Origin of the sequence: Agromyces tardus, assembly GCF_003710805.1 — a bacterium.
Classification (GTDB): Bacteria; Actinomycetota; Actinomycetes; order Actinomycetales; family Microbacteriaceae; genus Agromyces; species Agromyces tardus.
Genome location: NZ_RHHB01000031.1, coordinates 20,424 through 37,818, shown reverse-complemented (window position 1 = coordinate 37,818; position 17,395 = coordinate 20,424). Strand labels below are relative to the sequence as shown.

Below are 17,395 nucleotides of genomic sequence, written 5' to 3'. Positions count from 1 at the left end.
ATCGACGGCCGCGGGTCGCCGGCCTCGCCGGCCGCGGCGGCCGCGGCCGGACCGGCGGCTCCGGTCGGCAGCGCCGCGATCACGGCCGTGACGAACGCGGCGACGAGCGGTCGACGTCGAGCGGTCCCGGATCGTCGGGACGCGGCGGCCGTGGGAGGGGTGAGGGCGGCGGCGAGGCGGGGACCCGCGGGAGGGCTCATGCCGCGATCGTCGCGGCACGCGGCATCCGCCACCCCGGACATCGGCAGGACGGTGCACGATCGCGGCGCCCCGCGAGGTTGGGGAGGGGGAGTGCCGATGATAGAGTGTCGAGAGCACCTCGGCCTGCCGGGGTGACTACGCGTGCCGATTCGGCCGACGACTCCACTCAGTCCCGCTCCGTGCTCACACCATGGAGCCGGCGGAGCCGTGCCGGGCACCAGGGCTCACGGCCGCCGGCCGGGGCGACAACTGAGAACAAAGGAGTACGGCCATGGCCGTCGTCACCATCCGCCAGCTGCTCGACAGCGGCGTGCACTTCGGGCACCAGACCCGCCGTTGGAACCCGAAGATGAAGCGGTTCATCTTCACCGAGCGTTCCGGCATCTACATCATCGACCTGCAGCAGTCGCTCGCCTACATCGACAAGGCCTACGACTTCGTCAAGGAGACGGTCGCCCACGGCGGCACCATCCTCTTCGTCGGCACCAAGAAGCAGGCGCAGGAGTCGATCGCCGAGCAGGCGACCCGCGTCGGCCAGCCCTACGTGAACCAGCGCTGGCTCGGTGGCCTCCTCACCAACTTCACCACGGTCTCCAAGCGCCTCGCGCGCATGAAGGAGCTCGAGGAGCTCGACTTCGAGGGCACCACGAGCGGCTTCACCAAGAAGGAGCTCCTCCTCAAGAAGCGCGAGCTCGACAAGCTGCACAAGTCGCTCGGCGGCATCCGCAACCTGACGAAGACGCCGTCGGCCCTCTGGGTGGTCGACACCAAGAAGGAGCACCTCGCGATCGACGAGGCCAAGAAGCTCAACATCCCCGTCATCGGCATCCTCGACACCAACTGCGACCCCGACGAGGTGCAGTACCCGATCCCGGGCAACGACGACGCGATCCGCTCGGTGAGCCTGCTCACCCGCATCATCGCTGACGCCGCGGCCGAGGGCCTCATCCAGCGCCACCAGAAGCCCGAGGAGGGCCAGGAGGCCGCCGAGCCGCTCGCCGAGTGGGAGGCCGAGCTCCTCCAGGCGTCGAGCGAGACCACGCCGGCCCAGGCTTCCGCCGACACCGAGAAGGTCGCCGGCACCGAGGCAGAAGCAGAGGCGGAGGCCGCAGAGGTCGTCGACGAGGCCGCGACCGAGGTCGCCGCGACCGAGTCCGAGGCCGACGCCGAGGCCGCTGCCGCAGCCGAGTCCAAGTAAGACCACGAGTCCAGGAGACTTCACACAACATGGCCAACTTCACTCTCGAAGACGTCAAGAACCTGCGCGAGCGCCTCGGCACCGGCATGGTCGACACGAAGAACGCACTCGTGGAGGCCGACGGTGACATCGAGAAGGCCGTCGAGATCCTCCGCCTGAAGGGCGCGAAGGGCAACGCGAAGCGTGCCGACCGCTCCACCGCCGAGGGCCTCGTCGCCGCCGTCGACAACGGCGACGGCACCGCCACGCTCATCGAGCTCGCCTGCGAGACCGACTTCGTCGCCAAGGGCGACAAGTTCGTCGGCCTCGCCGACCGCGTGCTCGCCGCCGTCGCGGCCGCCCGCGCCGAGACCGTCGAGGCCGCCCTGGCCGCGCCGGCCGAGGGCAAGACCGTCGGCACCGTGATCGACGAGGAGGCGGCGATCCTCGGCGAGAAGGTCGAGCTGCGCCGCATCCGCCTCGTGAAGGGCGAGAACTTCTCGATCTACCTGCACAAGACGTCGAAGGACCTGCCCCCGCAGGTCGGCGTGGTGCTCGGCTACGCCGGCGCCGACGCAGAGACCGCCCGCTCGGTCGCCCAGCACATCTCGTTCGCGAACCCGGAGTACCTCACCCGTGAGGACGTCCCGGCCGACGCGGTCGAGAAGGAGCGCGCGATCGTCGAGCAGATCTCCCGCGAGGAGGGCAAGCCCGAGGCCGCCCTTCCGAAGATCATCGAGGGTCGACTCGGCGCCTACTTCAAGCAGGTCGCACTGCTCGAGCAGGACTACGCCAAGGACAACAAGCTCTCGGTCGGCAAGGTCCTCGCCGACGCAGGCCTCACGGTGAGCGACTTCGCTCGCTTCAAGGTCGGCGCCTAGCAGCCATGGAGGAGTCCGGATCGCACGAGCGATCCGGACTCCTTTGCTGTGTCCGGGCTGGCATCCGGATGCCGTGCGCCGACGGGCGCGCGGAACGCCCGCGATCCGGCACTGCGCCGCGATCGGCGAACCAGTAGTTTTACTCCCAAGGGGAAGGATCGGTCGGGGATGACGGAACGCAAGCGCAGGGTCATGCTGAAGCTGTCGGGCGAGGCGTTCGGAGGCGGCGCCCTGGGCGTGAACCCCGACGTGGTGAGCTCGCTCGCGCGGGAGATCGCCGATGCCGCGCGCACCGTCGAGGTCGCGATCGTCGTGGGCGGAGGCAACTTCTTCCGCGGCGCCGAGCTCAGCCAGCGCGGCATGGACCGGGGACGCGCGGACTACATGGGCATGCTCGGCACGGTCATGAACTCGCTCGCACTGCAGGACTTCCTCGAGCAGGCCGGCGCGGAGACCCGCGTGCAGTCGGCCATCTCGATGACCCAGGTCGCGGAGCCGTACATCCCGCGCCGCGCCGAGCGGCACCTCGAGAAGGGGCGCGTCGTCATCTTCGGCGCCGGTGCCGGCCTGCCGTACTTCTCCACCGACACGGTCGCCGCGCAGCGGGCCCTCGAGATCGGGGCCGACGTCGTGCTCGTCGCGAAGAACGGCGTCGACGGGGTCTACTCCGACGACCCGCGCACGAACCCCGACGCGCACAAGATCGACCGCATCAGCTACCAGGAGGCCCTGCAGCGCGGCCTCAAGGTGGTCGACTCGACCGCGTTCAGCCTCTGCATGGACAACGGCATGCCGATGCAGGTCTTCGGCATGGAGCCCGCCGGCAACGTCACGCAGGCGATCCTGGGCACCGACCTCGGGACCATCGTCAGCAACGGCGAGCCCGCCACCTCTCGATAGACTGTCCCGAGCCAGAAACGAAGGAGTCCCCGTGATCGCGGATGTACTGTCCGAAGCCAGCACGCGCATGAACAAGGCCGTCGAGGTCGCGAAGGACGACTTCGCCACGGTGCGCACGGGCCGCGCCAACCCGCAGCTGTTCCAGAAGATCATGGTGAGCTACTACGGCACGCCCACGCCGCTCTCGCAGCTCGCGTCGCTCAACAACCCCGAGGCGCGCACCCTCGTCGTGACGCCCTACGACAAGAGCGCGCTGCGCGACATCGAGCAGGCCATCCGCGACACTCCGAACCTCGGCGCGAATCCGTCGAACGACGGCAACATCATCCGCGTCACGCTCCCCGAGCTCACCGAGGAGCGCCGCAAGGAGTTCGTGAAGATCGTCCGCTCCAAGGCCGAGGACGCGCGCGTCTCGGTGCGCAACATCCGCCGCAAGGCGAAGGACGACCTCGACGCGCTCAAGGGCGAGGTGGGCGACGACGAGGTGTCCCGTGCGGAGAAGGAGCTCGAGCAGGTGACCAAGAGCCACGTCGACCAGATCGACGACGCGCTCAAGCGCAAGGAAGCCGAACTCCTCGAGGTCTGAGGCACACCATGACAGGCGTCCCAGGGGGGGAGCGGCCGGACGCCGAGGGCCACGATCACGCGGCACGCGGCGAATTCCGGGCTCAGGTGCACGCACGACGGGCCGATCTCGAGCGCCAGCTGGAGGCGTCGCGCGCGCAGTTCGACCAGGCGCAGGAGCGCATCAACGCCCGCACCGGTCGCAACCTGCTGCTCGCGATCCTGATCGCGGTGGCGTTCGGCGGGCTGTTCCTGCTGAGCCTGCTCGTCGTGAAGGAACTCTTCATGGCGTTCGCTGCGGTGCTCGCGGCGTTCGCGAGCTACGAGCTCGCCGTCGCGCTGCGCCACGGCGGGTACGTGGTGCCGCGCATCCCGACCGTCGCCGCCGCGGTCATCGCCGTGCCCGTCGCGTACTACGGCGGCGCGCCGGCGCAGCTGCTCGTGGTGCTCGGCGCCGCGCTCGTCGTGGTCGTCTGGCGACTCGTCGAGCAGTCCTCGGCGAAGGTGCGCGCGAGCTCGACCGGGCTCAGCCGCGACCTCGCCGCGAGCGTGTTCGTGCAGGGCTACGTGACGTTCCTCGCGACGTTCACGGTGGTGCTCACGGCCGCGGAGGGCGGCCAGTGGTGGACCCTCGGCTTCATCATCACGGCGGTCGCGGCCGACACGGGCGCGTACGCCTCGGGACTGGCCTTCGGGAAGCATCCGATGGCGCCCGTCATCAGCCCCAAGAAGACCTGGGAGGGCTTCGCGGGCGGCGCGCTCGCGTCGCTCATCGCGGGCGTGCTGGTCTCGACCCTCATGCTCGGCAACACGTGGTGGTTCGGCCTCGCGTTCGGCGCGGCGATCTTCCTCACCGCCACGCTCGGCGATCTCGCCGAATCCCTCATCAAGCGCGACCTCGGCATCAAGGACATGAGCTCGTGGCTGCCGGGTCACGGCGGATTCCTCGACCGGCTGGACTCGATCCTGCCGTCGGCGGCGGTCGCCTTCGTCGCCTTCCGGTTGTTCGGGTGAGACTCGGTGATAATGGTGCGGTGGATGCCACCTTTCCCCGTGCTCGCAAGAACCAGCTCGGCTACAACACCGCAGAGGTCGAGGACTTCCTGCAGCTCGCCCGCCGCGCGTACGACGGACGGGTCCGCGCCGACGATCGGGAGCTGAACTCCGAGCGCATCCGCCTCACGGCGTTCTCGATGCAGAAGGGCGGCTACTCGACGGCACACGTCGACGCCGCCCTCGAGCGCCTCGAGGACGCGTTCGCGGCGCGTGAGCGCCAGGTGGCGGCGCGTCTGCACGGCGACGAGGTGTGGCTGTCCGAGGCGCGCACCACCGCCCAGGTCGTCTCGAACCGCCTCGCACGGCCGGAGGGTCAGCGCTTCGATCGCACGAGCATCCTCTCGCTCGGCTACAACGTGCGCGAGGTCGACCGGTTCGCCGACAAGCTCACGCGCTACTTCCGCGACGGCTGGCCCATCGGCATCGACGACGTTCGCGCCGTGGTGTTCACGGCCCAGCGCGGCGGCTACCGCGAGTCGCAGGTCGACCTCGTGCTCGACGCGGTCGTCGACGTGATGCTCGCCGTGCGCTGACCGGTGGGGCGGTTCGACTCCCGTCGGCGCCTCCGATACACTCGTGCAATCGTGGGCAGGCATAACGGGACGATCGAGCCGACTGGGCCGAGAGGTGCGGTGTCGAGCGCGCCCCGTCGCCCCGGCCGGGTGAAGCAGGCCGCGACGGTCGTGTTCGCGTTCGCGGCATCCGTGGGCTTCGTCGCGGTCAACGTCGTCGACCCGTCTGGAGCGACGGCATCGTCGGGCTTCGCCGCCGCAGGCGACCGCTTCGGCGGCGAGCAGGTGCAGGCCGTCGACGTCGGCGGCGACTACGCGATCGATGTCGCGCACGAGTCGTACATCGTCGAGAAGAAACCCGAGCCCGAGCCCGCCGCCGCGGCTGTCGGCTGGGCGCCCCCGGCGATCTCGCCCGACCCGGGTTCGGCGCAGGCGTACGGCGCGACCGCCGTCGCCGCCCGCGGCTGGCCCTCGACCGAGTTCGACTGCCTCGTCGCGCTGTGGAACAAGGAGTCGGGCTGGCGGGTGAACGCCTACAACGCGTCGAGCGGCGCGTACGGCATCCCGCAGGCGCTGCCCGGCTCGAAGATGGCCACGGCCGGCGCCGACTGGGAGACCAACGCCGCCACGCAGATCGAGTGGGGGCTCGGCTACATCCAAGGTCGCTACGGCACCCCCTGCGGCGCCTGGGCGCACTCCTCGAGCGTCGGCTGGTACTGACACCCGCATAGGATTGACGCATGGCACGCTCGCACCGCTCACGGGGACGAGCGGCCCGCGCACGCGACGAGCACCCCGAGCTCGACGTGGAGCGGCTCACCGCAGGATGGCGGCGCACCGAGGTGCGCGGCGGTCGTGAATGGAACGTGCAGCCCGTCTCCGAGGCACAGGCCGTGAAGGCCTACCTCTGCCCCGGCTGCGGGCTCGACGTCGAACCCGGAGTCGCGCACCTCGTCACGTGGCGGGCCGACGGCGTGCTCGGCGATGCGGCCGACCTCGCCGCCCGCCGGCACTGGCACACGCACTGTTGGAGGATCGGAACATTGTGACCGACTCGAGTGGCACGAATCCCGGACGTCCAGCGGAGCCCGCGGCTCCGACGAGTGCGACGGGCGCCGCGGATGCCGCAGATGCGGCGGCCCCGACGGCCGCGGCGACCTCGGCGACGTCCGACGGCTCCGCGCTCGTCGACATCCGGGCGGGCGTCGAGCTCCCCGCCGTGCGCGAGGAGATCGAGCTGCGCACCGACGACGGCCTCACGCTCGTGGGCGAGCTCGCCACGCCCGTCGACCGCGCCCCCGTGGCCACGCTCGTCACGCTCCACCCGCTGCCCACGGCCGGCGGCTTCATGGACTCCCACATCATCCGCAAGGCCGCGGCACGTCTGCCGGCGCTCGCGGGCCTCGCCGTGCTGCGCTTCAACACCCGCGGCACCACCTCGCCGCGGGGCACGAGCGAGGGGCGCTTCGGCGACGGCGACGACGAGCGAGCGGATGTCGCGGCCGCGATGCGATTCGTCGCCGAGCGGGGCCTGCCGCACCCGTGGCTGCTCGGTTGGTCGTTCGGCACCGAGCTCGCGCTCAAGTACGGACTGGAGCACCGCATCGAGGGTGCGATCCTGCTGTCGCCGCCATTGCGCCGCACGAGCGACGCGGAGCTCCGCCGCTGGGCGGACGCGCCGCAGCGTCTCGTCGCGGTGGTGCCCGAGTACGACGACTTCCTCCGACCCGCCGAAGCGGCGCAGCGGTTCTCGGTGCTGCCGCGCATCGAGCAGATCGACGTCGCGGGCGGCAAGCACCTGTGGGTGGGGGAGTCCCAGACGCGCCGGGTCCTCGACGAGATCGTCGCGGTGGTGAACCCCGCCGCGTTGCCGATGCCGACCCGGTGGCCCGCGGCATCCGTCACCGGCTGAAGCGGGGGTGGCCGCCCGACGCGCCCTCGGTCCCGGGGAGCGACCCGGTGCGGAATGCGCCCTGCGCGGCCGCCAGCGCCCCGTCAGCGCTCGTTCTGGCGCGGGATGACGACCTGCTTGATGATGAGCAGTGCCGACGCCGCCACGGGGATCGCGATGAGCGCGCCGAGGATGCCGAGCAGCGATCCGCCCGCGAGCGCCGCGATCACGACGAGCGCGCCGGGCACCTTCACCGCGCGGTTCATGACGCGCGGCGAGAGCAGGTAGGCCTCGACCTGCATGTAGACGAGGTAGTAGATGGCGGCCACGAGCGCCGTGAGCGGGGACCCGAGGCCGGGGATGAGGCACACGAGCACGATGATGATCGAGCCCGTGAGCGTGCCCACGAGCGGCACGAGCGAGAACATGAACGCCACGAACGCGAGCACCGCGGGGAACGGCGCCCCGATGATCGACAGGAAGATGAAGCTGAGCACGCCGTTGAATGCGGCGAGCGTGACCTGGCCGATGACGTAGCGGCCGACGGACTGGGTGATCTGCTCGGTGAGGTCGGCGAAGCGCGCCCGCTTCGAGGCGGGCACGAGCTGGTACGTGGCGCGCTTCATCGAGTCGAGCGACGCCGTGAAGTACAGCGTGAGGATGACCACGATGACGACGGCGAAGATGCCGCCGCCGATCGCGATCGCGACCTGCCAGACGCCGCCGAGCAGCTCGCTCAACTGGTCGGGGTTCGTGAAGAAGTCGGTGAGCCCCGCCGAGACCTGCGCGCTGATCTCGTCGATCGCGAGGAGGGGGAACTGCTCCTGGAGCCGCTCGATCCAGTCGACGCTGTTGACCTGCTCGACGATGTTCGGGATCTCCTCGACGAGCTGCGTCACCTGGTCGACGATGATCGGCACCACCGCGAGCACGAGGGCCGCCGCGAGGGCGGCGACCCCCGTGATGACCACGAGGATCGCCGCCCAGCGGGGGAGGCCGCGCCGCTCCAGCGCGCCCACGGCCGGTTCGAGGCCGAGGGCGAGGAAGAGCGCCGCGCCGATGTAGGTCAGGATCGTCGAGAGGCTCGAGATCGACGACAGGATGAGGAGGCCCACGCCGACACCCAGGGTGCCGGCGAGGGCGACACGGAACGCGTTCTGGATCTTCACTCCGACGCGCTCCCCTCTGAACGGGCTACTTCTTGCCCGCCACCTGCTCCGCCTGCGTCAGCACCGTGCGGAGGCTCTCGAAGTAGCCTGCCACGGCGTCGCGCTCGATCTTGATCTGGGCGAGGCGGTCCTCCGCGTCGGCCACGAGTGCGCGCGTGCGCTCCTCCGCATCGGCGATGAGCTTGCGGGCCTGCGAGTGGGCCGCGGCGACGCGCTCGCGCGCGTCCTCATCGGCCTTGTCGCGGACCGCGGCGATCTCCCCGCGGACCTCGGTGGCGAGGCGCTCGGCCTCGGCGCGGCTCTCGGTCGTGCGGGCGATCGCCTCGGCGAGCTCGGCGTTCGCGTCGTCGAGGAACTTCTGCGTCTGCGCCGCGGCCTCCTGCTGCGCGGCGAGGAGCTCCTGCTCGGCGTCGTCGCGCTTCGCGGCGATCTCGGCGTCGACGTCCATGCGGGCGCGCTCGATCTCGCGGCGCATGCGGTTGACCTCGTGCGTGGTCTTCTTGCGCATCGCGGTGAGCTGGTTGTCGAGGTCGATGCGAGCCTGCTCGGCCTCCGCCTCGAAGTCCGCGCGTGCCTGCTCCTGCTCGAGGCTGAGGTCGGCGCGCATCTGGTCGAGGTCGGCGGCGTGCTTCGCTCGGATGCGCTCGAGCTCGTGCTCGAGCTTGAGGCGTGCGGCCTCGGTCTCGCGCGCGATGTCGGTGGCCGCCTGCTTGCGCTGCTGCACGACCTCCGCCCGGCTCGCCTCGAGTTCGCGCTCGAGGTCGGTGCGCGCCTGCTCGAGCTCGTGCTCGAGCGCCTTGCGGCGCTCGGCGATCTCGGCCTCGATGCCGGCCCGGGACTCGGCGGTCTCGCGCTCGAGGTCGAGGCGGGCCTGCTCGGTGGAGCGGGCGAGGTCGATCCGGGCCTGCTCGGTCTCCTTCGCGAGCTCGGCGCGGGCGCGGTCGAGCTCGATCGCGACCTCGGCGCGGGTCTGCTCGGTCTCCTGCGCGAGGCCCGCTGCAGCGGCGCGCGCCTCGGTGGCCTCGGTGTTGGCGGCGACGAGCATCTCCGCGGCCTTGCGCTCGGCCTCCGCGACGACCGCAGCGGACTCCCGCTTCGCCGTGGAGCGCACCTCGGCGGCCTCGGTGGCCACGGCCCCGCGGATCGCCGCGGCGTCGCGCGCGGCATCCTGGCGAAGCTGCTCGCTGGCCTCCTGCGCGCGGGCGACCATGTCGTCGGCCTCGGCGCGGGCGTTCTCGAGCACGCGGTTGGCCTGCGCGCGCGCCTCGGTGAGCGTGCGCTCGGCGAGCTCGTGCGCGTCGGAGCGCATGAGGTGCGCTTCATCCTCTGCGGCGCGCCGGAGCTTCTCGGCGTCGATGTCGGCCTGGGCGATGAGTCGGGTGGACTGCTCCTCGGCGACGCGGAGCGTGTTCTCGAGCTTCGTGCCGAGGCCCGAGAACGTGGGGCTGCCGACCTCCTCGAGCTCGGCCGTGAGCTCCTCGATGCGTGCGTGGAGGCGCTTGTTGTCCTTCTGGATGTCGGCTGCCTGGTTGTTCGCCGCGATGATCTCTCGACGCAGGCCATTGAGGGCCTTGTCGACCTCGTCCTTGTCGTATCCGCGGAACACCTGCGTGAACTCGGTCTCTTCGACGGCCAATTCTTCCTCCGGGGTCTGTCCCGCGTAGTGGGGGGCGAGTGCGGGTCGCATCCGATACTACGGTGCAGGCGCGAGCGGCGTGATCACGAGTTGGGCGAGGATCGGGCCGCCCCCGAGCGCCGCGTTCATGCAGCGTGCGGTTAGGAGACTCTCAGGCGCCGCCGGTAGTCTGGGGTGTCTTTGTCGGGATGCCGCTGCGCGGCACTGGAGGTACTTGGTGCGATTCGTCTTCGCCATCGTGGCGTTCGCCGCAGCGGCGGTGATGATCGGCTTCGGCATCGCACAACGGACGGTGTTCCTCGAGCCCGATCGCGTCGTGCTCGGCACCGTCGTGGAGGACCAGGCCGACTACGTCGTCCTGCAGCCCGACGCCCTCGCCGCGCATGAGGGCAAGCAGACGATCACGGTGTCGGGATCGGACGTGGTGTTCATCGCCTACGGCCGCTCCTCCGACGTCGAGGCGTGGGTCGGCGACGCGCCCTACGTGTCGGTCGGCTACGACGCCGAGGCCGAGGACTTCACGAGCGAGGTCGTCGTCGCCGAGCCGGTCGACGACTCGGCGACGCAGGGGGACTCCGGGGCAGGGAAGGCCGCCGACGTGGAGGCGGCTCCGGCCGCGTCGCCCGCGGGCTCCGACCTCTGGCTCGACGAGTTCACCGGCGAGCGCACCGTCACGACCACGATCGACGTCCCGGAGGGCATCTCGGTGATCATCGCGTCCGACGGCACCGAGCCGGCTCCCGGCCGCATCGCCGTGGCCTGGCCGCTCGACAACTCGACCCCGTGGGCGGGACCGTTCATCGCCGGCGGCGCGCTCGTCTTCCTCGTCGGCATCGGGCTCGTCATCTCCGGATTCCTGCACCACCGTCGTTCCCGCGGCCCCCGCCGGAACCTCCCCAAGGGACCGCGCGGCAAGCTCCTCCGCGCCCCGAAGCCCACGCGCACCCAGGTCACCGGCGGCGGTCGACGTTCGATCGGCCGCGCCCACCGCATCGCGATCGTTCCGGCGCTGCTGGTGCCGGCGCTCGCGCTCAGCGCCTGCTCGTCCGACTACTGGCCGAGCATCGACCAGCTCCAGGCCCCGGCGACGACTGCGCCCGCCACTTCCGAGGCCACCGATGCCGCCGACGCCGGCGCCGGCGACCCGGCGGAGCCCACCGTGCAGCCGGCGGTGACCGTGCCCCAGATGGAGCGCATCATGCGGCGGATCGCGGTCTTCACCCAGGAGGCCGACGCGGCGCGCGATTCCAAGGGCATCGCCGACCGGTTCACCGGTCCCGCCCTCGAGGCGCGCCGGGCCAACTACACGATCCGCGGCACGCTCCCCGACCAGCCGCTGCCCGCAGCGATCCCCGCCTCGCCGCTCACCCTCACGCTGCCCCAGCAGGTCACCGGCTGGCCGCGCACCGTGCTCACGATCGCGAAGAACAACGACGACGACACGGTCGCGCCGACCGCCCTCGTCATGCAGCAGAACTCGCCGCGCGAGAACTACAAGATCGTCTACGCGATGGCGCTCGTTCCCGACGCCGACGTGCCCGAGGTGGCACCGGCGAGCATCGGTGCGCCGCCGATCAACCCCGAGTTCAAGGGCCTGCTGCTGCCCACGGGTCAGGTCGCCACGGCCTACGCCGACGTGCTGCTCAAGGGCGATGCGTCCGAGTACGCGCCGTTGTTCGATCCCGAGGGCGACGTGATCCGCACGCAGCTGGGCGTCGAGGGCCAGAAGACCATCGCCGACGACCTCCCCGACACCGCCGACATCGCCTTCTCGAACAAGGTCGGCGACAGCCCCACCGTGGCCCTCGCCACGATCGATTCGGGCGCGCTCGTGACGGTGTCGATCGAGCAGACCGAGAAGGTGACGCCCAACGACGGCGGCACCATCGGGTTCGAGGAGGGCGCGCCCGGCGCCGCCCTGTCGGGATTCACGGAGAAGAGCGCGAAGGGCGTGCAGCGGGTCATCGGCATCCAGCTGCTGTTCTACGTGCCGGCGGTCGGCTCGGAGGATCAGATCCGCCTGCTGGGCTGGTCGGAGAGCCTTGTCGGAGCATCGGAGGTCCAGTGACGAACGCAGTTCCCCCGCAGCCGGCGCACCTTCGCGGTGCCGTCGACCTGTCCGCTCTCGTGCACCGCGAGGAGCGCGCCCGAGCGGATGCCGCGGGCGGTCCGCCCGCGGCGCCGGCCTCGGGCGACGCGATCGTGTTCGCGACCGACGACGCCGGCTTCGGCTCGGCGCTCGAGCTCTCGCGCACCGTTCCCGTCGTCGTGGTGCTGTGGGCGTCGTGGAGCGAGCAGTCCGTCGCCCTCGTCGGCTCCCTCGAGCGCCTCGTGCGCGCCCGCGCCGGCAGGCTCGTGCTCGCCGCCGCCGACGCCGACCGCAGCCCCCAGCTCGTCCAGGCCTTCCAGGCCCAGGGCATCCCCACCGTCGTCGCCGTCGTGGCGGGCCAGCCCGTGCCGCTCTTCGCCGGCGTGCAGCCCGACGACGTGATCGACCAGGTCTTCGACCAGCTCCTCGAGCTCGCGGCGCAGCACGGCGTGACCGGTCGCATCGACGCGGAGGACGCGTCCGAGGACGCCGAGAGCGGTGAGCCCGCCGCCCCGGAGGAGCCGCCGCTGCCGCCGCTCCACCAGGAGGCGTACGACGCGATCGCGCAGGGCGACTTCGCCGCCGCGGCATCCGCCTATCGCACCGCGATCGCGCAGGACCCTCGCGACACCCTCGCGGTGGCGGGCCTCGCGCAGGCGAACCTGCTCGCGCGCCTGCAGGGCAAGACCCTCGACGCCATCCGCAATCGGGCCGCGAGCGCGCCCGACGACCTCGACGCGCAGCTCGACGTGGCCGACCTCGACCTGTCGGGCGGTCACGTCGACGACGCGTTCGACCGGCTGCTCACCCTGTTCCCGAAGCTCGATGCCGCAGGCAGGGCACGCGTGCGCGAGCGCATGGTCGAGCTGTTCGAGGTCGTCGGCACCGACGACCCGCGCGTCGCGGTCGCGCGTCGGCGCCTCGCCTCGCTGCTCTACTGACGACCCGCGCGGCCGGCAGCCGCCCGGCAGTCGCCGGCCGGCAGACGATCGCCGGCCGGCGACTCCAGCGGTGACGGAGCGCCCCGTCGGGGCACCACCACCTGCCTCGGTCAGTCCTCGAGCGTGAACCACACCGCCGCGAGCGGCGGCAGCGTGAACACCGCGGATGCCGGTCGCCCGGCCCAGGGCTCGGCGGTCGCGTCGACGCCGCCCAGGTTGCCCACGCCCGAACCGCCGTACTCCAGGGCGTCGGTGTTGAGCACCTCGACCCAGCGGCCGGTGCGCGGCAGGCCGAGCTTGAAGTGATCGTGCGGGCGCCCCGCGAAGTTGACGACGCAGAGCAGCGGCCGGCGCTCCCGGTCGTACCGCAGGAATGCGATGACGTTGTCGGCCGCCGCGCCGCCTTCGACCCATTCGAAGCCCGAGGAGTCGTCGTCGAGCTGCCAGAGCGCCGGCGTGGCCCGGTAGCGGCGGTTGAGCTGGCCCACGAGCTCGGCGAGCTGCCGGTGGCTCGGCTGGTCGAGGATCCACCAGTCGAGGCCGCGTTCCTCGCTCCATTCGCTGAGCTGGCCGAACTCCTGCCCCATGAAGAGCAGCTGCTTGCCGGGGTGCGCCCACATGTACGCGAGGTACGCGCGCGTGTTCGCCAGCTGCTGCCAGTGGTCGCCCGGCATCTTGCGCACGAGCGAGCCCTTGCCGTGCACGACCTCGTCGTGGCTGATCGGCAGCACGAAGTGCTCGCTGAACGCGTAGAGGAACGAGAACGTGAGCTCGTGGTGGTGGTGCGAGCGGTACATCGGGTCCTTCTGGACGTACTGCAGGGTGTCGTGCATCCACCCCATGTTCCACTTGTAGCCGAAGCCGAGGCCGCCCGAGCTCGTCGGCGCGGTGACGCCCGGCCAGCTCGTCGACTCCTCGGCGATCATCACGATGCCGGGATTGCGCTTGTAGGCGGTCGCGGTGGCCTCCTGCAGGAACCCGATGGCCTCGAGGTGCTCGCGGCCGCCGTACTCGTTGGGCAGCCACTGCCCCTCTTCCCGCGAATAGTCGAGGTACAGCATCGACGCGACGGCGTCGACGCGCAGGCCGTCGATGTGCATCTCCTCGAGCCAGAACAGTGCGTTCGCGACGAGGAAGTTGCGGATCCGCGGGTTGCCGTAGTCGAAGACGTAGGTGCCCCAGTCGAGCTGCTCGCCGCGGCGCGGGTCGGGGTGCTCGTAGAGCGGCTCGCCGTCGAAGCGGGCGAGCGCCCAGTCGTCCTTGGGGAAGTGGCCGGGCACCCAGTCCATGATCACGCCGATGCCGGCCCGGTGCAGCCGGTCGATGAGGTACTTCAGGTCGTCGGGGCCGCCGAACCGCGACGTGATCGCGTAGTAGCCCGTGACCTGGTAGCCCCACGACCCGCCGAACGGATGCTCCGCGAGGGGCATGAACTCGACGTGCGTGTAGCCCAGCCAGTCGAGGTACTCGATGAGCTCGTCGGCGATGTCGCGGTAGCCCTTCCCGGGCCGCCAGGAGCCGAGGTGGATCTCGTAGATGCTCATGGGCAGCTCGTGCGGGTTCACCTGGGCGCGCCGCGACATCCACTCGCCGTCGCCCCACTCGTGCGTGCTGAGGGAGACGACCGACGCCGTCGCGGGCGCGATCTCGGCTTGGCGTGCCATCGGGTCGGCCTTCATGATCCACGCCCCCGCGCCCGTCAGCAGCTCGAACTTGTACGAGGTGCCCGGGTGGAGGTCGGGGATGAAGAGCTCCCACACGCCCGATGCGCCCATGTTGCGCATCGAGTGGCTCGTGCCGTCCCACCGGTTGAAGTCGCCGACGACGCGCGCCGCGCGCGCGTGCGGCGCCCAGACCGTGAACGCCGTGCCGTGGACCTCTCCGCCGAGGCCCCAGTGCGAGCGGTAGTGCGCGCCGAGCACGCGCCACAGCTCCTCGTGGCGCCCCTCGGCGATGAGGTGCAGGTCGAGCTCGCCGATCGTCGGAGCGAAGCGGTAGGGCTCGTCGCTCACCCAGTCGGTGCCGTCGGCATAGCGGGCGCGCACGCGGTATCCGCTCGGACCGAACGTGCCGGCCCCCGCCCACACCCCGTGGCCGACGTGGGCGAGGGGCACGACCGTGCCGTCGTCGAGCAGCGCGTCGACGGAGTCGGCGAGCGGCCGGCGGGCACGGATCACGGTGTGCGTGCCGGCGGTCGCCGGGGCCTCGAACCCGTGCTGGCCGAGCACCGCGTGCGGATCGAAATGACGCCCTTCCGCGACGGCGCGCAGCACCTCGTCGTCGACGTGCGGGGGAGTGATGGCGGGTGCGTCAGACATGCGTGCCTCGAATCACGTGCAGGATGTGGGCGGGTCGGGTGAATGCGTCGAGGCGAACGTAGTTCGAGTCGCCCCAGTCCCAGCGGGTGCCGGTCACCAGGTCTTCGACGGTGTACCGCGAGCCGGGCTCGAGCCCGATCGCCGCGAGGTCGAGGTGCACGGTCGTCTCGCGCACCGAGTGCGGGTCGACGTTCGCGACGACGATCACGGTGTCGTGCTCGTCGGCGTCGCGGCCGTCGATGAAGCGCCCCTCGAGGTGCTTGGAGTACACGAGCACGGCGTCGTCGTCGCTGTAGTGGAACCGGATGTTGCGCAGCTGACCGAGCGCGGGATGCTCGGCCCGGATGCGGTTGAGGATGCCGAGGTAGAGCGCGAGCGACCTGCCCTCCGCCTCCGCGGCGGCGAAGTCGCGCGGCTTGTACTCGTACTTCTCGTTGTCGATGGCCTCCTCGGCGCCCGGGCGCGCGACGGACTCGAAGAGCTCGAAGCCCGCGTACACGCCCCACGTCGGGGCGGCGGTCGCGGCGATCGTCGCGCGCACGGTGAACGCCGCGGGTCCGCCGAACTGCAGGTACTCGGTGAGGATGTCGGGCGTGTTCACGAAGAGGTTCGGCCGCATGAAGTCGGCGGTCTCCTGCGACACCGAGGTGAGGAACTCCTCGAGCTCGCCCTTCGTGTTGCGCCACGTGAAGTACGAGTACGACTGCTGGAAGCCCACCATCGCGAGCGCCTGCATCATCGCGGGCCGCGTGAACGCCTCGGCGAGGAAGATCACGTCGGGGTCGGTCGCGTTGATCGCCCCGATGAGCCGCTCCCAGAAGGCGAGCGGCTTCGTGTGCGGGTTGTCGACGCGGAAGATGCGCACGCCCTGCTTCATCCACAGCCGCACGATGCGCTCGACCTCGTGGAAGATGCCCTCGGGGTCGTCGTCGAAGTTCACCGGGTAGATGTCCTGGTACTTCTTCGGCGGGTTCTCGGCATAGGCGATCGTGCCGTCGGGCAGGATCGTGAACCACTCCGGGTGCTCGGCGACCCACGGGTGGTCGGGAGATGCCTGCAGCGCGAGGTCGAGCGCGACCTCCATGCCGAGGGCCGCCGCGCGGCGCACGAAGGCGCGGAAGTCGGCGAAGGAGCCGAGGTCGGGGTGGATGGCGTCGTGCCCGCCGGCGGCGCCGCCGATCGCCCACGGCGACCCCGGGTCGAACGGGCCGGGATCGAGCGTGTTGTTCGGCCCCTTGCGGAACGAGACGCCGATCGGGTGGATCGGCGGCAGGTAGACGACGTCGAAGCCCATGGCGGCGACGCCGTCGAGGCGCCGTATCGCGGTGCGGAACGAGCCGCTCTTCCAGGCGCCGTTCTTGAACCGACGTGCCCCCTCGGAGCGGGGGAAGAACTCGTACCAGGCGCCGACGCCCGCCCTGCGACGCTCGACGAGGATCTCGTGCTCCTCGGATTCGGTCGCGAGCCGGGCGAGCGGCCGGGTCGTGAACTCGTGGAGCACGGGATCCTCGAGCAGGGCGCGACGGGCGGATGCCGCGGCATCCGCGTCGCGCAGTTCCGCCGCGTACGCGGCGAGCCGCTTGCGCACCGCGGGGGCACGGGTCGCGTCGGCCACGGCACGATCGATGAGCCGTGCGCCGATCTCGTACATGAGCTCGACGTCGACGCCGGCGTCGATCTTGAGCTCCGCGTCGTGCACCCACGTGGCGACCTCGTCGCCGAACCCGATGACGTGCCAGCGCCAGGTGCCGAGCTCGTCGAGGCGCACCCGCGCCTCCCAGCCGTCGGTTCCGGGTGCGAGCGGGGCCATTCGCTCGCGGATCTCGGCGCCCGACGGACTCGTGAGCACGAGCATCGCGCCGACGAGGTCGTGGCCCTCGCGGAAGACCGTGGCGCGGAACGGCACCACCTCCCCTCCGAACGCCTTCGGGTTCCAACGCGGATCGGGCAGAGCGGGCGTGAGCCGGGTCACTGGGATCCGGCCGGCGCGCACGGTTCGGCTGGTCACGTTCCGACCGTAGCGCGGATCCGGCTCCACGTCGCGGGTCGACGCGATGATC

16 protein-coding genes are annotated in these 17,395 nt (G+C 71.1%); 11 read left to right on the top strand and 5 right to left on the bottom strand.

The genetic code is table 11. The features are described from left to right. Window positions 1-200 (bottom strand): hypothetical protein (locus EDM22_RS19865; RefSeq protein ID WP_212591954.1); only part of this gene is annotated, 200 nt, incomplete at its 3' end. 272 nt (window positions 201-472) lie between these two features. Between EDM22_RS19865 and rpsB the strand changes: the two genes are divergently transcribed. From rpsB to EDM22_RS13645, 9 genes are all read left to right on the top strand, one after another. Beyond that, window positions 473-1,399: a 30S ribosomal protein S2 gene (rpsB, locus tag EDM22_RS13685; RefSeq protein WP_122937644.1), complete on the top strand. Its 927-nt coding sequence runs from the start codon at window positions 473-475 to the stop codon at window positions 1,397-1,399. 29 nt (window positions 1,400-1,428) lie between these two features. Further along, window positions 1,429-2,259: a translation elongation factor Ts gene (gene tsf / locus EDM22_RS13680; protein WP_122937643.1), complete on the top strand. Its 831-nt coding sequence runs from the start codon at window positions 1,429-1,431 to the stop codon at window positions 2,257-2,259. Between the two features lie 168 nt (window positions 2,260-2,427). Further along, entirely contained in the window at window positions 2,428-3,159 is a 732-nt protein-coding gene (gene pyrH / locus EDM22_RS13675; RefSeq protein ID WP_122937642.1) for a UMP kinase, read from the top strand. A gap of 31 nt (window positions 3,160-3,190) precedes the next feature. Then, window positions 3,191-3,745 (top strand): ribosome recycling factor, encoded by a 555-nt coding sequence (frr, locus tag EDM22_RS13670; RefSeq protein ID WP_122937641.1) that lies wholly within the window; start codon window positions 3,191-3,193, stop codon window positions 3,743-3,745. Between the two features lie 86 nt (window positions 3,746-3,831). Beyond that, the gene (locus tag EDM22_RS13665) at window positions 3,832-4,737 is read left to right on the top strand and encodes a phosphatidate cytidylyltransferase (protein ID WP_245989387.1); all 906 of its coding nucleotides are present in this window, start codon (window positions 3,832-3,834) and stop codon (window positions 4,735-4,737) included. 20 nt (window positions 4,738-4,757) lie between these two features. Then, window positions 4,758-5,312, top strand: a complete 555-nt coding sequence (locus EDM22_RS13660; RefSeq protein ID WP_122937639.1) for a DivIVA domain-containing protein — start codon at window positions 4,758-4,760, stop codon at window positions 5,310-5,312. A gap of 129 nt (window positions 5,313-5,441) precedes the next feature. Continuing rightward, window positions 5,442-6,011, top strand: coding sequence for an aggregation-promoting factor C-terminal-like domain-containing protein (locus EDM22_RS20075; RefSeq protein WP_245989386.1), 570 nt, complete (start codon window positions 5,442-5,444; stop codon window positions 6,009-6,011). A 20-nt stretch (window positions 6,012-6,031) separates the two neighbouring features. Further along, window positions 6,032-6,340, top strand: coding sequence for a hypothetical protein (locus EDM22_RS13650; protein ID WP_170964142.1), 309 nt, complete (start codon window positions 6,032-6,034; stop codon window positions 6,338-6,340). 143 nt (window positions 6,341-6,483) lie between these two features. After that, entirely contained in the window at window positions 6,484-7,203 is a 720-nt protein-coding gene (locus EDM22_RS13645; RefSeq protein ID WP_122937647.1) for an alpha/beta hydrolase, read from the top strand. 83 nt (window positions 7,204-7,286) lie between these two features. Here the strand turns inward: EDM22_RS13645 and EDM22_RS13640 are convergent, their stop codons facing one another. Beyond that, a complete protein-coding gene (locus EDM22_RS13640; RefSeq protein ID WP_122937638.1) occupies window positions 7,287-8,351 on the bottom strand; it encodes an AI-2E family transporter in 1,065 nt (354 codons plus the stop codon). Between the two features lie 25 nt (window positions 8,352-8,376). Further along, window positions 8,377-10,038 (bottom strand): DivIVA domain-containing protein, encoded by a 1,662-nt coding sequence (locus tag EDM22_RS13635; RefSeq protein ID WP_245989385.1) that lies wholly within the window; start codon window positions 10,036-10,038, stop codon window positions 8,377-8,379. Window positions 10,039-10,204: 166 nt separating this feature from the next. Here EDM22_RS13635 and EDM22_RS13630 point away from each other — a divergent pair, with 166 nt between their 5' ends. Then, window positions 10,205-12,055 (top strand): DUF8094 domain-containing protein, encoded by a 1,851-nt coding sequence (locus tag EDM22_RS13630; RefSeq protein ID WP_122937636.1) that lies wholly within the window; start codon window positions 10,205-10,207, stop codon window positions 12,053-12,055. Beyond that, window positions 12,052-13,017 carry a tetratricopeptide repeat protein gene (locus EDM22_RS13625; RefSeq protein WP_122937635.1) on the top strand — a complete coding sequence of 322 codons (966 nt, stop codon included), beginning with the start codon at window positions 12,052-12,054 and terminating at the stop codon, window positions 13,015-13,017. Before EDM22_RS13630 ends, EDM22_RS13625 begins: the two co-directional genes overlap by 4 nt. Before the next feature lie 110 nt (window positions 13,018-13,127). Here EDM22_RS13625 and glgB read toward each other — a convergent pair whose 3' ends face one another. After that, window positions 13,128-15,335: a 1,4-alpha-glucan branching protein GlgB gene (gene glgB / locus EDM22_RS13620; protein ID WP_122937634.1), complete on the bottom strand. Its 2,208-nt coding sequence runs from the start codon at window positions 15,333-15,335 to the stop codon at window positions 13,128-13,130. Then, the gene (locus EDM22_RS13615) at window positions 15,328-17,343 is read right to left on the bottom strand and encodes a maltotransferase domain-containing protein (RefSeq protein WP_245989384.1); all 2,016 of its coding nucleotides are present in this window, start codon (window positions 17,341-17,343) and stop codon (window positions 15,328-15,330) included. Before EDM22_RS13615 ends, glgB begins: the two co-directional genes overlap by 8 nt. Between the last annotated feature and the right edge of the window lie 52 nt (window positions 17,344-17,395).

Coding starts and splice junctions, on each gene's coding strand:
- tsf (WP_122937643.1), top strand. CDS start 1,429: ATGGCCAACTTCACTCTCGAAGACGTCAAGAACCTGCGCGAGCGCCTC.
- EDM22_RS13635 (WP_245989385.1), bottom strand. CDS start 10,038: ATGCGACCCGCACTCGCCCCCCACTACGCGGGACAGACCCCGGAGGAA.
- rpsB (WP_122937644.1), top strand. CDS start 473: ATGGCCGTCGTCACCATCCGCCAGCTGCTCGACAGCGGCGTGCACTTC.
- EDM22_RS13650 (WP_170964142.1), top strand. CDS start 6,032: ATGGCACGCTCGCACCGCTCACGGGGACGAGCGGCCCGCGCACGCGAC.
- pyrH (WP_122937642.1), top strand. CDS start 2,428: ATGACGGAACGCAAGCGCAGGGTCATGCTGAAGCTGTCGGGCGAGGCG.
- glgB (WP_122937634.1), bottom strand. CDS start 15,335: ATGTCTGACGCACCCGCCATCACTCCCCCGCACGTCGACGACGAGGTG.